Raw genomic sequence first — 11,953 nt, 5'->3', positions numbered from 1 at the left:
CGTGCCCATCCTCGTCGCGCCGCTCCCCACACCGGAGCCACCCGAGCAGCCCACACCCGCACCCGAAGTACCGCGGCCGCCAGCTCACGAAACTCCGCAGGTCTCCTTCACGGATGCGTCCGGAACCGTGACGCTGCTTACCGACTGGGAAAACGGCTGGGTTCTTCAGCCCGGCGCCAAAGGCTTGGACATGCCCGGCTACGCGGTAGCGCAGGACGAGAGCCCTGGCATTGACGGCTACGCAGTCCGGCAGGTCCGAGCCCAGGGCAAGGACATCAGCCTGCCGATCGCCTTCTTCTCGGACGACTCCCGGGAGGCCTACCTGGCCCGCCGCCGCGGGTTCATCCGCTCCCTCAACCCGAAGCGCGGGCTCGGCACGTTGACGGTCACCCAGATTAACGGTGAGGCACGCACCATCGGGGTGCTGTACGCCTCCGGCATGGAAGGCGACGAGTCGCTCGATGCGACGGGCCGCCGCTGGTGCATCAACTCGATCACCTTCAACGCGCCCTCCCCGTACTGGCTCGGCGCCGAAGTCGAGGAGACGTGGAAGACCGGCAGCACCGGGACGTTCCTGCCACTGCTGCCGTTGACGGTCGGCGACTCGCAGGTGCTCGGCGCGGTCGAGGTCGACAACGATGGCGACGACGACGCCTTCCCCGTCTGGACCATCGAGGGCCCCGCCACATCAGTGACGCTCACCAACAACACCACCGGTCAGACGCTCATCCTTACCCGCACGATCACCAGCTCGGACACCATCGTCATCGACACGCGGCAGCGCCAGCAGACAGCGCTCCTCAACGGCACGACGAACCTGTGGCCGAACCTCAGTGACGCCTCCGAACTGTGGGCACTGGAGACCGGCATCAACGACCTCAACCTCAGCGTCGCCGGCTCCACTACCGCCACCCGTGTCCGCATGAGCTACCAGCTCCGCTACCTGGCCGCCTGAGGAGAGGCACGCGATGGACTCGACCGCGCTCCGCGTCTACGTGCGCGACGCCTCCCTGGCCCGCATCGGCCAAATCGACGACTACACCAGCCTCACTGCTATCCCGCGCTACAACGCTGTCGGCGCCTTCACCATGGAAATCCCCGCGGACAGCTCCAAGGCACCCCTGCTGATGGAGGGCAACGGCCTCATCATCCACACCGCGAACGGCGACACGGTCATGTCCGGCCCCATCCGCACAGTCGACTGGTCCCGCTCGGCCACCGATGCGGGCACGGGCAAGCTGACGGTCGGAGGCGTCGACGACACCGGGCTGCTCGCCCAGTACTCGTGCTGGCCCACCCCCACCGCGGCAATCGGCTCACAAACCGACCCCGTCTACAAGATCTCCGCCATGAAGGCCGAGACCGCGATGCGCACCCTCGTCAACGTCAACGCCGGCCCCGGCGCGCTGGCGAGCCGCAAGAACGCCACGCTCACCCTCGCCGCCGACGGAGCCCACGGCAGCACCATCACCCGGCAGGTCAACCAGTTCGACAACCTGCTCACCACTCTGGCCGACATCGGGAACACCGCCGGGCTCGGCTTCCGCATCGTGCAGGTCGGCAGCAACCTCCAGTTCCAGGTGTACGTACCCGTTGATCGATCCGGAACCGCCCGTCTTTCGTTCGGGCTGGGCAACCTCCTCGACGCCAACTACACCACGACCCCGCCCACCTGCACGCGCGCCATCGTCGTCGCCGGCGGCCAATCCAGCCCGCGCGTCTGCAAGACCTACGACCGCAGCGATCCGCTCTTCACGAGCCTCGTCATCGAGCAGTTCGTCGACCTCACGAGCGTCGACACCGCGTCCGTGGACCTGACCGCCCAAATGGACCAGGCAGGCGCCGAAGCGCTCGCCAGCGGGGCCGGGCAGGGCTCCCTGGCCATCTCGCCGATCGACATCCCCCTGCTCCGCTACGGGCGCGACTACCAGGTCGGAGACACCGTCGCCGCACAACTGCGCGGCGGCACTTGGTACACGGACGTCGTCCGCGAGGTGACCCTCGCCTGCACTGCCGCCGACGGCACCAAGACCACCGCGGCCGTCGGTGGCGGCGACTCCACCGCGAACGCCGTGGCCCGCATCTACTCCTACATCGCCCAGGTCAAAAAGGACGTGGCGCGGCTCAAGACAAGGAAGGCCGCCTGATGACAGAGTTCTCCGCGCCGTTCGACGGCTCCCAAATCGCCACCGAGCTGCAGTGGTCCCGCATGGCCCGCCGCTGGGGGCTCGACGGCGTGCACGCCGATTCGCCCGGTTCTACGGACCTGAAGGTCACCGGCAACGGCACCGGCAACGTGAGCCTTGCCCCGGGCAGTGCCTACGTCAACGGGTTCTTCTACCGCAACGACGCGGCCATGAACATTCCCGTCACGGCGAACGCGGGCGGGTCAGCCCGCGTCGACCTGGTCGTGCTGAGGGCCGATCCGTCCGCGAACGCGGTGAACGCCGTTTACAAGACTGGTGGTGCGGTGGCGCCGACACTGGCGCAGGACGAAGCCGGTACGTGGGAGATCCCGGTTGCTCAGTGCACCGTCGCGGCCGGCTCGTCGGTCGTCACCGCCACTAACGTGCTTGACCAGAGGTGGTTCACCGGCAAGGCAATCGTGCCCAGCATCGCCAGCCAGCGCCGACCGCCGACCGCCGGCCTGTTCGCTCTTGAGGGCAGCGAGGTTCTGGTGGCTGACGGCTCCAACTGGAACCTGCTGGGCACTATCCAGTCCCGCGAGCCGTCCACCTACACGCCTGTATGGACGGCGGGCACCGCGGCATCATCGACCGTCATCAACTGGGGGAGCGGCAGCCAGAACTCTGGGCGCTACCGACTCCTCGGCGGCAAGCTCTGCTGGGTCAGCATCCAGCTCACCCCGACTGGCAATCCCGCGGCCTACGACGATCCGATCGCGGTAACCCTGCCTCTACCGAGCACGGTGGCGTACAGGCAGATCTTCACCTGGAACTTCACCTCCTCCAACGGCGAGGGCAGCGCGGTCGGCGTTGGCATGACGTTCCCCACCGAATCGGCCACGAAGATCGCGCGCCTACGTTTCCCGCTGGCCGATGGCATCAGCGCGTCGTCCACGCCCAACAGCTTCAACATGCTCACGAATGACCCGTTCAACATCAGGACGGGTGACGTCCTCACCATTACCGGCACCTACGAGATCGCCTGACCGGGCAGACAGGAGCGGCCACATGGCCAGGCATTCCTTCGGTGGCAGCCCCGCCGACATAGCCATGGAGCGCGTCAGCAGCGCCCTCGTCATCCGAGGCGGCGCCACCGGCACGGTGTGGGATGCGGCCACTGGCGGCAATCAGCTGACCGACCTTACCGACATGGCAGGTAGCGCGATCACGCAGATCGTCAGTGACGATAACGGTGGCGTGCAGTTCTACGGGCCCGACACGGTCACCCGCTGCTGGGTGGATTTCGGGTTCGGCCGCTACCTCATGCAGGCAAATGACCTTGGCGCGGACGTCGAGGCGCTGCGCACCTCGGTGAACTCGTCGATCAGCACGCTGACCACCGCGGTGTCCGGCGTGCTGTCGCAGACCACCGTGGACGCCAAAGGTGACCTGCTCGTCGGCTCGGCGAACGACGCGATCGCGCGGCTCGGTGTTGGCGCCTCCGGCCAGCAACTGGTGGCCGACTCCCTCGCGGCGACGGGGGTGCGCTGGTCGAATGCGTGGCGACGCCGGCATTTGCCGGACCAGTTGACCGCGGAGAGTCTGTCGACGTTGACGCCGACGATCACGACGACGCAGCAGTCCACGTCGACCATCGCGAGCGCGCAGGCGCTCCTGCCGCCGGACACGGGCCCGTTCCTGTACCTGGGTGCTGGGGCGTTCACCTACGGCACAGGCACGCCCGACTCCAGCTACTACCTGCCGACGTCTCGCTACCCCAACACGTATGCGTCCGGGCAGGCGAACTGGGCGGTGTCTTTCTGGACGGACGCGAGCCAGTTCGAGATCAAATTCAAGTACGTCTCCAGCACAGCGACCATGTACCGACTCACCGTTGACGGCCGCAAGCTGACGGACCTAATGCAGTCGTCGGGCGGCACGACAGTCGGCAGCTCACACGTACTCAAGGTCAGCTTCGGCTCTAGCACGCCGCGGCTCATCCGGTTCGACTTCACGACCATGCCCTTCGGCGGCTTGTTTCTGGCGCCAGGCGCCACCGCGTGGAAGCCGCAGGCCCGCGGCGGCCGGCTCGGCATACTCGGTGACAGCATCAGCGACGGCTCAGCGCAGAACACCGGCGCCGGTACGGGCACCTGGACCTACCGGCTGGCCCGACTGCTCGGCGTGGATGATGTGTGGGATCAGTCCCGTGGCGGCACCGGCTACATAACGCCCGGCTCCTACGCCACCCTCGCCAACCGCGTGGCAGGCGACATCACCCCCTACAGCTTCGACAGGCTCATCGTCTGGGCCGGCTACAACGACAACGGAGGCGTACAAAGCGACATCGCCACCGCAGCTTCGTCGCTGTTCGCAACGCTCAAGACCGCGACCGCACCCAACGCGGAGATCATCGTCATCGGCTGCCACTCGCCGACCGGGTCCCCGGCGACATCCATCACGAACACCGACAACACCATCAAGACGGCAGCCACGGCAGCTGGTCTGTCATTTATCTCTCCTCTGAGCGGCAGCGTGTACGACGGCGCTGGCAACCTTGTCGCTACCCAGGGGGCCTGGATCACCGCGGCGAACGCGTCGGCGTACATCGGCGCCGACAACGTCCACCCGACGGACGCCGGGCACGTCTACCTGTCCCGCCGCATCTACGGGGCGCTTCGGGCCCTTATGCCAGCCTGATCTGCCGCAGGGGTTGAGCCCCGGGGCCGCGGGTCAGTACGGTCGTTGTGCAGGAAGGTGCCGCCTTCGAGAGCCCCATCATCTGCGGATGGTGGGGTCTTCTCGTGCCGCCTCACTCGTCTTCGTCCTCGAAGGCGTTGACGAATCCGCTGTTCTCGATGGTCTGCGCGGCGGTCATCATGCCGAGCGCGGTCACCCAGTCCACGGACTCGGAGCGCCCCTTGATCAGGGTGACGGAGCCGTCGGCCTTGATGGCCTTCAGGATGATGAGTGCGTCTGTCGGCAGGTCGCCCTCATCCAGGTCGGCCGTGACGCCCAGAGAGTCGAGGAGCTGGCCTATCTGCTGCTCAGCCATCAGTTGACCTTCTTGTCGTCTTGGTGCGCTGAGCCTGCTTGGCGAGCTCCTGCGGCTTGCTGCTCACGACTGGCGCTCGACCCACAGCGCGAGCAAGCGTCGCTGCCCTGATGCGCAGGTGAATTCACCGTCGTAGTCGATGACAGGCATTGCTGCCTCCGGTGCGGGTTGTTGGTGGCGGAGCGGGACCCGCACGGCCGACTCCGCCACCGGGTCAGGACCGTGACCCACACCCACACTACCTCGCCCCCCTTTGATTCGTAGGTAAAATGAGCCATAGAGGCTACGATTCAAAGGTGAAGGTGTGGCGTGTGGTCACACCACGCGCCTACCGGAGGCACCCATGGCCACCCCACTCACAGCCGACCAGCTCGTCGCCGCGCTCAGAGCCGAAGGGCTCACGGTGCACGAGCATGAGGGATGGCGGACACGCAGCCGTGACTCGGCGACCGGCAAGTCTTTCGGGCCCGTCTACGGCGTCCTGATCCACCACACGGCCGGACACGGCGACCGCGAAATCTGCTACAACGGCCGTTCCGACCTGCCGGGTCCGCTCTGCCACTCGTGGCTCGGGAAGACCGACGGCCTGTGGATGATCTCCTCGAAGCGCGCCAACCACGCTGGCCTGGTCGACTCGGACGTGATCGCCGCTCTCCGGGCTGAATCCGCGCTGCCGCACGACGACCAAGCCAACTACGACGGCAACGACTCCCTCTACGGCATCGAGATCGAGAACCTCGGCAACGGCAAGGATCCCTACCCGGCAACCCAGTACCGGCAGGCTGTCCTGTGGGCAACGGCCTTGTGCCGCGCCCACGGCTGGAGTGAACGAAGCGTCGCTGGCCACAAGGAAGCGCAGCCCGGCAAGGTCGACCCGTCCTTCGACATGGATGTCTTCCGTGCCGACGTGCGGAAGCAGCTCGCCACGAAGCCCGGCAAGCCCGCAACGCCGCCGCCCACCCCGTCCAGGCCTCGCGTCGACCTGTCCCAGCTCATCGCCGCGGCGGAGGCCGACCCGCCCGCCAAGCAAGGCCATGTCACCTACCGGGCAGGTGTCAACTTGGTCGAGGCCGCGCTCGTCAGCGAAGGACTCCTCGCCAAAACCTACGCGGGCGACGGCAGCTACGGGACCACCACCAAGGACGCATACGCCCGCTGGCAACGCTCCCCGGCCGGCGGAGGCTACACGGGCAAGAACGCCGACGGCATCCCCGGCAAGGCCAGCTTGCAGCGGCTCGGCGCCCGGCACGGCTTCGTGGTGGTCGCGTGAGCGCGCGACGCCCAGTACCTCCGTCGGACTGGCCCGGCATGGAAATGGTCGGCATGACCAAGCTGGCCGACGACATGTATTTCGGTTGGCTGGCCAACGAGGCCAACCCCACCTTCTGGCATTGGTGCAGTGCACTGGAAGGCGTGCCCGAGGACCACAGGGTGCACGACGGTTGCTGGGTGGCTGCCGGGACCAGCGCGCACACCCTCGTCTCTCGTGAGCCTCTGCATCTCGAACCATCCCTGCTGTGGCCGTGCTGCGGCACGCACGGCTTCGTTCGCGATGGCCAGTGGGAGGCGGCGTGATCCTCAACTTGACCCCACACCCAATCCGCCTCTACGCCGAGGACCGGCTCGACGGCGTCGACGATCTGGAACCCGGCCTGCGGCTGGTGATCGAGCCGGAGGATACCCCCGCCCGTCTCACCATGGTCTCGGTCGGGATCCTGCGTACCAGACTCCGCGACGGTGTCCCCGTCGAGACCATCGAGTACGGGCACGCCTATGGTCTCCCGGACCCGCACGACGGTATTTCCTTCGTTGTCTCCCTGCCGGTGGCGCTGGCGCTGATACCGCACCGGTCCGACCTTCTCGTCCCCTACCGCGAGGTGCGCAACGCCTCCGGGACCGTCATCGGCTGCCGCTCGCTCGCGCAGCCCATCTGATCAGAAATGAGCCCCCGATGAAGATCCTCATACTCAACCGCGAGCCAGCTCTCTGGCTCAACACCCTGTCCGCTGTCCTCGGGCTGGTCGTAACGTTCAACATCGGCCTGACTGAGACGCAGGCCGGCTGGACCGTGGCCGGCGTCTCCGCCGTCCTCGGCGCCATTGCCGCAGCCCTCACCCGACCCATCGCAGTGCAGGCGTTCACCACGCTCGTGGCAACCGTGGCCTCGGCAACGGCGGCGTTCGGCTACGAGGTGCGGCCAACCTTCACAGCGGCGGTCAACGGCGTGATCCTCGCGATCCTGATGTTCGTTACCCGGGGGCAGGTCAGCCCCATCACGCCGGACCGGGAACCGGCTCTGCCGCGGTCTGTATAGCCGGAGGCCAGCATGGGCGACGAGCCGACGAACGGCGAGTTGGCGAGGCGCCTGGACGCCGGATTCGACGACCTCAAAGAAGACATGCGGGACCTCGCCGGCCGCCTCGACACCAAGGTGGACGCCAACCTCCTGACGCTCCAGCAGCAGGCGCAGGACGAGCGCACCCACCTAATCGCCGTGCGGGTCAGCGCGCTCGAGGACGCCCGCCAGAAGGAAACAGACGTTCGCCAGGAAGAGGCCCGCAAGGCTGAGGCGCAGCGAGCCTCCGACCGTCGGCTCATCCTCACCTCCCTGGTCGTACCGCTCCTCCTGCTGCTGCTGCAGGTCTATCTCGCGAGCCGAGGAACCAAATGATGGCGACAGGACTACACCGGTCCGATCGCGGACGTAAGCGCCGGGCCGACCTCATGTACACCGCTGGCGTCGTCCTGCTGGTGGCGTTGCTGGCCTGGATCGTCATCACCATCCAGTCGCTTTCAGCACAACTCCATCAGGCCCTCGCGGATCGGGATGCGCTTGCCAGGCAGGTGCAGCGCATGGGCGGTGTGCCAGTGGTCGGCCCGCGCGGCCACCCGGGGAAGGACGGCACCAGCACGCCAGGAGCCAAAGGGCCGAAGGGTGACCGCGGCGAGCCCGGCGCGCAGTCCACCGCGCGTGGCCCCCGCGGCCCAGCCGGATCACCCGGCCCCAGCGGATCACCCGGCACCAACGGCAAAGACGGGCAGTCGGGCGCTCCTGGCGCCGACTCCACCGTCCCCGGCCCCACGGGACCCGCCGGCTCCAACGGCCGAGACGGCACCGACGGCAAGGACGGGCGCGACGGCCAGACCTGCCCCGACGGATACGTCCTCGAACCCGACCCGCAGGACCCCGACACGCTCGTCTGCCGCCGCAAGGGTGCCAGCAGCGACCAGCCGTCGACCGTCAGCCCAAGCCCAACCTCCTCACCCAGCGAAACGCCCCTGCTGCCCAACCTGCTGGGCGGCAGGCTGAACAGAAGGGGCGGAGCATGACCGCACCACTACCGGCCCGCCGCCCCGTCGGCGGCAACGCCATCATCGCCGCCGTCTTCGTCACCGTCACCGTGCTGGCTGGCGTCCTCATATGGATGCAGTCCACCGCCCAGGACCGGCTCACCACCCTCCGGTCCGGACAGACCACAGGGCAGGCGCAGCGCACCGACCAGCAGCAACTCACGTGCGCTCTGTGGGCGATTCTCCGTGACGACAACGCCAAGCAACTCAGTGCCGCGATGCGCAAAGCCGCCGACAAGATCTGCGCTGACGTGCCCACACCCACCCCCGCATCCAGCCGCTGACGGTTCACCCGTAGTTGCCGGCCATACCCTTCTTCAACGCCGCCAGTTCGGGCCCGGTGTCGGTCGCGGAAACCTTCCACCGGTACGCCTTCCCAGCGCCGTCGGTGTACAGCAGGGTCCCGCCGCGCTGAGCATTCGTGATGTCGAAGGCGCGCGACGTCCACTTATAGGTGCCGGCCTGCACCATGCCGCCGCTCTCGAAACCGTTCGGCACGATGCTCGACGCGTCTCCGTCGCCTTCGGACAGCGCCTGCCCGTCCGGGGCGATCCACTGCCAGCCGCCACCCTCAATAGGCGCAGACTCGGCCGCGGCAACCGCATTCGGCGCCCGATCCTTCACGGTGACAATGGCGTACACGCCGCGAGATGACGTGCTGCCCATGGCCTTCTTCACGTACAGGACGCTGGTCGGGGTGACCTCGAGGCCGCCACCGCCAGTCTCGCCGCCGATCGGATTCTGCGCCCCGATCGTCTCGGCGGTCTTGCCGAGGGCCATAGCGCTGCCGGTCTCTCTCTTGGCCTTCTGTGGGCCGGCGTCTTTGCAATGCTTCACCCAGTCGACCTGGGAGAGGCTGCTCTCGCTGCAGTCGAACCGGCTATGTGACGGCTTTGGTGCCTGCGGCTGTGCGTCGGCCTTGTCGCTGCCGCTGGCGCCGCAGGCGGCGAGAGAGAAGCAGGTTGCGGCGATGACGGCCGCAGCTGTGGTGGTGCGCATAGTGCCCCCTGGTGTGTGGATTGGGCACGGTAAGGGGAGCGTTGAGCCGGAGAGGAGTAGGATGCGCGATTCGTGACCATAACGTTGCATGCTCAACAACCGGCGGCCGGTCTTCACGGGAGGGCCGCGCGTGCGGCGCATCCGTGCGCGATGATCCCGCCATGACGAGCCTCCCCTGGCGCCCAGTGCGCACCCTTGAACTGAACGACAAGCTGATCCCCGACCCCAACGCCCAGCACATCAAGCTCGACCGACTCCACGGCGTGCGAGTCGCCATCGACGGATCCTTCCTCCACATCGACCCGCGTTCCGAGAGCGAATGGAAGAAGCCGGGGGAGTTCACCATCTACACCGTCCCGGCGAGTAACGTCCTAGTCATGGAGTCCCAGGAGCAGGTGAAGTCCGGCAAGGTCGTTGGCTTCTGAGGTGTACCCCCAACCCCGCCCCTGCTTCGGCAGGCGGCGGGGCGATTTATTGTGCCGTCAGCAGAGCCCGCGCCCGTAGTCGAGCACCTCGGAGATGTCGACCTTCAGCCCGTTGCCGAGCTCTTTGTCTTCGGCCCAGATGGGCTTGACGGATGGATACCCGGCGTCCTGCGCGGTGCCATTGACGCCGTACTCGGTGCCGCCGGCCTCGAAGGTGACGGACACGCCATCACGGCATCGAAGGGTGCCGGCGTCGACGGTGAAGGGCCACTCCTTGAACCGGCCTGCGGTGACGACGGCGAGGTGCGTGTCGGAAGCCGGCGGGCCGGCGGTGGTGTCGTCGTCGCTGGGCTCGATGCTCGATCTGGTTTCTGTCGGTGCCGCGGTAGAGGAATCGTCCTGGGCGCCGCAGCTTTGCGCGCAGGCCAGGATGAACATCAGCACGAGGAAGCTGCCGGCGATAGCGCTCCCGGCCTTGCTCGTCTGTCGCGGCTCGTCGGCCATTTTCGTCCCCCTTGGTCAGCGGAAAGGCGAATGTAGCCCTCCGTGGTCAGGCGGGCCGCTGGCGTTACCGAATCGCGACGCCGGGGTGCCCTGTCGAGCCCGCCGACCGCAGGATCCGTCTGAGGGAACCCCGCACGCCTCACTTGCCCCGGGGCCCCGGCTTCACAGGTTGTTCTCCCCCCGTGGGCAACTTGGCCGTGGCGTGCACCGGCACGTTGGCGTGACGGCCTGGATCACCGCGCACGGCGCAGCTGCCGCGCCAACCGCGCTGGGGGCGTCGTACTCGACATAGCGACGGCATTGGCGAGCTGTTTATGGGCGTCGACCAGCGCTGCGCGGCTTTCGGCCCGCCTGCGCTGCCGATCGGCGAGGCCCTGGTGGAGGGCGCGTCGTTCGGTCGGAGGAAGCAGGAGAGCGTCGACTTCTTCTGTACCGAAGCAGTCCGTGTCCTTGATGGCCTTTCGCACAGGGGCGGCGTCGGGGTCTTCGCCGGCGTCCTGCCGAGCGTAGAAGACCTCAAGGGCGTCACGCGCCTTGATGTGGAGCGCTTCCAACGCGACGCCGAAGGAGTCGTCTTCTTCATCGATCCGGGAAATGCACACTTGGGCGTCCTTGGCGTTCTCTCGCAGGGCGTCCAAGAGCTGGAAGTAGGGGTGCTGGCGCCGCCAGCTGTCGACGTGGGCGCGGTTGAAGTCGGCAGCGGCGCCGATGACCCCCTCGGCCAGGTCGCGGACGGGGCCACCCGTGGTGATGCGCACTCGGGTCCTGGCAGATGTGAAGCTCAAAGGATGGCGTCCGTCGTGCCGGTCGAGATCGGTGGCGTCGAGGAGGTCGGCGAGAGCCTCGAAAGTTCGGTCAGAGTGTGCGGCCTGCCAGGTAGTCCTGGAGGTGCGTAAGGAAGCCCAGGAAGTGACAGACGCGGTGACGAACGCGGCGAGGGCCGATGCGATGACGGGAGCGAAGTCCATAGTCTCGACTATGGGCAGCGCAGCCTAGTGCTGGTGGGAGATTTGAGGATGCCCAGAGGGAGGGCGCAATCGGCGCAGAGTAGAAAACGCCCCACCCCCGGGCAAGGCGGGGCGCTCTGCTGTGCGTCAGCCGCGCAGGTAGTGCCAGAGCACGGCGACGGTGACGCCGACGGCCATGTAGCCGGCCTGGTGCGCGGCACCGCCGATCAGCTGACGGATGACAAGCCGGCGGTACCGCCAGGCCCGCCAACGCTGGGCGAGGTGGCGCAGGCGGCGCCGGATGTGATTGCCTCTCATCGGAGTGGTCCCTTCTGGATTTGCGCGTGTGGGATCGCCTCGCAGTTGAGCCCCTTCCGGCCTGTGCCCGCCAAGACGCGGTCGGTAGCGGGCTCTTCGGCGTTGCAGGGGGAAGCGTATTGCAGTTCAAAGCGGCCCCGTACCAGGCGAGTTGTGGGCGATACGTTCACTCCAAGGATCCTTGGGGATCATGAACTGGGACACTCCAAGGATCCTTTGCGGAGCATC

General features: G+C 67.3%; 17 protein-coding genes. 12 read left to right on the top strand and 5 right to left on the bottom strand.

The features are described from left to right. Position 1 precedes the first annotated feature (1 nt). The 4 genes from V2J85_RS09115 to V2J85_RS09100 are packed head-to-tail and all read left to right on the top strand — an operon-like array spanning position 2 to position 4,826. Positions 2-955: a phage distal tail protein gene (locus V2J85_RS09115; protein WP_330821171.1), complete on the top strand. Its 954-nt coding sequence runs from the start codon at positions 2-4 to the stop codon at positions 953-955. 13 nt (positions 956-968) lie between these two features. Further along, complete coding sequence (locus tag V2J85_RS09110) at positions 969-2,147, top strand: siphovirus ReqiPepy6 Gp37-like family protein (protein WP_330821170.1); 1,179 nt, start codon at positions 969-971, stop codon at positions 2,145-2,147. After that, entirely contained in the window at positions 2,147-3,172 is a 1,026-nt protein-coding gene (locus V2J85_RS09105; RefSeq protein ID WP_330821168.1) for a hypothetical protein, read from the top strand. Before V2J85_RS09110 ends, V2J85_RS09105 begins: the two co-directional genes overlap by 1 nt. A gap of 22 nt (positions 3,173-3,194) precedes the next feature. Continuing rightward, on the top strand, positions 3,195-4,826 hold the full coding sequence (locus tag V2J85_RS09100) for an SGNH/GDSL hydrolase family protein (RefSeq protein ID WP_330821166.1): 1,632 nt from the start codon (positions 3,195-3,197) through the stop codon (positions 4,824-4,826). A gap of 112 nt (positions 4,827-4,938) precedes the next feature. Here V2J85_RS09100 and V2J85_RS09095 read toward each other — a convergent pair whose 3' ends face one another. Next, on the bottom strand, positions 4,939-5,181 hold the full coding sequence (locus V2J85_RS09095; RefSeq protein WP_330821165.1) for a hypothetical protein: 243 nt from the start codon (positions 5,179-5,181) through the stop codon (positions 4,939-4,941). A gap of 343 nt (positions 5,182-5,524) precedes the next feature. On the opposite strand from V2J85_RS09095, the gene V2J85_RS09090 reads away from it, so the two are divergent. From V2J85_RS09090 to V2J85_RS09060, 7 genes are read left to right on the top strand one after another with little or no spacing between them, the layout of a single operon-like run. After that, positions 5,525-6,451, top strand: a complete 927-nt coding sequence (locus V2J85_RS09090; RefSeq protein ID WP_330821164.1) for an N-acetylmuramoyl-L-alanine amidase — start codon at positions 5,525-5,527, stop codon at positions 6,449-6,451. Positions 6,452-6,504: 53 nt separating this feature from the next. Further along, positions 6,505-6,756, top strand: coding sequence for a hypothetical protein (locus V2J85_RS09085; protein WP_330821163.1), 252 nt, complete (start codon positions 6,505-6,507; stop codon positions 6,754-6,756). A gap of 8 nt (positions 6,757-6,764) precedes the next feature. Then, complete coding sequence (locus V2J85_RS09080; protein ID WP_330821162.1) at positions 6,765-7,115, top strand: hypothetical protein; 351 nt, start codon at positions 6,765-6,767, stop codon at positions 7,113-7,115. Positions 7,116-7,132: 17 nt separating this feature from the next. Further along, entirely contained in the window at positions 7,133-7,495 is a 363-nt protein-coding gene (locus tag V2J85_RS09075) for a hypothetical protein (RefSeq protein WP_330821161.1), read from the top strand. 12 nt (positions 7,496-7,507) lie between these two features. Continuing rightward, complete coding sequence (locus V2J85_RS09070; RefSeq protein ID WP_330821159.1) at positions 7,508-7,852, top strand: hypothetical protein; 345 nt, start codon at positions 7,508-7,510, stop codon at positions 7,850-7,852. 53 nt (positions 7,853-7,905) lie between these two features. Then, positions 7,906-8,511 (top strand): collagen-like domain-containing protein, encoded by a 606-nt coding sequence (locus V2J85_RS09065; protein ID WP_330821158.1) that lies wholly within the window; start codon positions 7,906-7,908, stop codon positions 8,509-8,511. Next, positions 8,508-8,816 carry a hypothetical protein gene (locus V2J85_RS09060; protein WP_330821157.1) on the top strand — a complete coding sequence of 103 codons (309 nt, stop codon included), beginning with the start codon at positions 8,508-8,510 and terminating at the stop codon, positions 8,814-8,816. Before V2J85_RS09065 ends, V2J85_RS09060 begins: the two co-directional genes overlap by 4 nt. Before the next feature lie 4 nt (positions 8,817-8,820). On the opposite strand, the gene V2J85_RS09055 is transcribed toward V2J85_RS09060, so the two are convergent. Beyond that, positions 8,821-9,531, bottom strand: a complete 711-nt coding sequence (locus V2J85_RS09055) for a hypothetical protein (protein ID WP_330821156.1) — start codon at positions 9,529-9,531, stop codon at positions 8,821-8,823. A 185-nt stretch (positions 9,532-9,716) separates the two neighbouring features. On the opposite strand from V2J85_RS09055, the gene V2J85_RS09050 reads away from it, so the two are divergent. Then, complete coding sequence (locus V2J85_RS09050) at positions 9,717-9,956, top strand: hypothetical protein (RefSeq protein ID WP_330821155.1); 240 nt, start codon at positions 9,717-9,719, stop codon at positions 9,954-9,956. Positions 9,957-10,013: 57 nt separating this feature from the next. Here the strand turns inward: V2J85_RS09050 and V2J85_RS09045 are convergent, their stop codons facing one another. The 3 genes from V2J85_RS09045 to V2J85_RS09035 all read right to left on the bottom strand — a co-directional run bounded on the left by V2J85_RS09045 (position 10,014) and on the right by V2J85_RS09035 (position 11,725). Further along, the gene (locus tag V2J85_RS09045; RefSeq protein ID WP_330821154.1) at positions 10,014-10,460 is read right to left on the bottom strand and encodes a YebY family protein; all 447 of its coding nucleotides are present in this window, start codon (positions 10,458-10,460) and stop codon (positions 10,014-10,016) included. Positions 10,461-10,693: 233 nt separating this feature from the next. Continuing rightward, entirely contained in the window at positions 10,694-11,428 is a 735-nt protein-coding gene (locus V2J85_RS09040) for a hypothetical protein (protein WP_330821153.1), read from the bottom strand. A gap of 126 nt (positions 11,429-11,554) precedes the next feature. Continuing rightward, positions 11,555-11,725, bottom strand: coding sequence for a hypothetical protein (locus V2J85_RS09035; RefSeq protein WP_330821151.1), 171 nt, complete (start codon positions 11,723-11,725; stop codon positions 11,555-11,557). Positions 11,726-11,953: the final 228 nt, after the last annotated feature.

Origin of the sequence: Streptomyces bugieae (assembly GCF_036352915.1) — a bacterium.
Classification (GTDB): Bacteria; Actinomycetota; Actinomycetes; order Streptomycetales; family Streptomycetaceae; genus Streptomyces; species Streptomyces endophytica.
The sequence above is the reverse complement of the archived record's forward strand: the minus strand, read 5'-3'. Positions and strand labels throughout refer to the sequence as shown.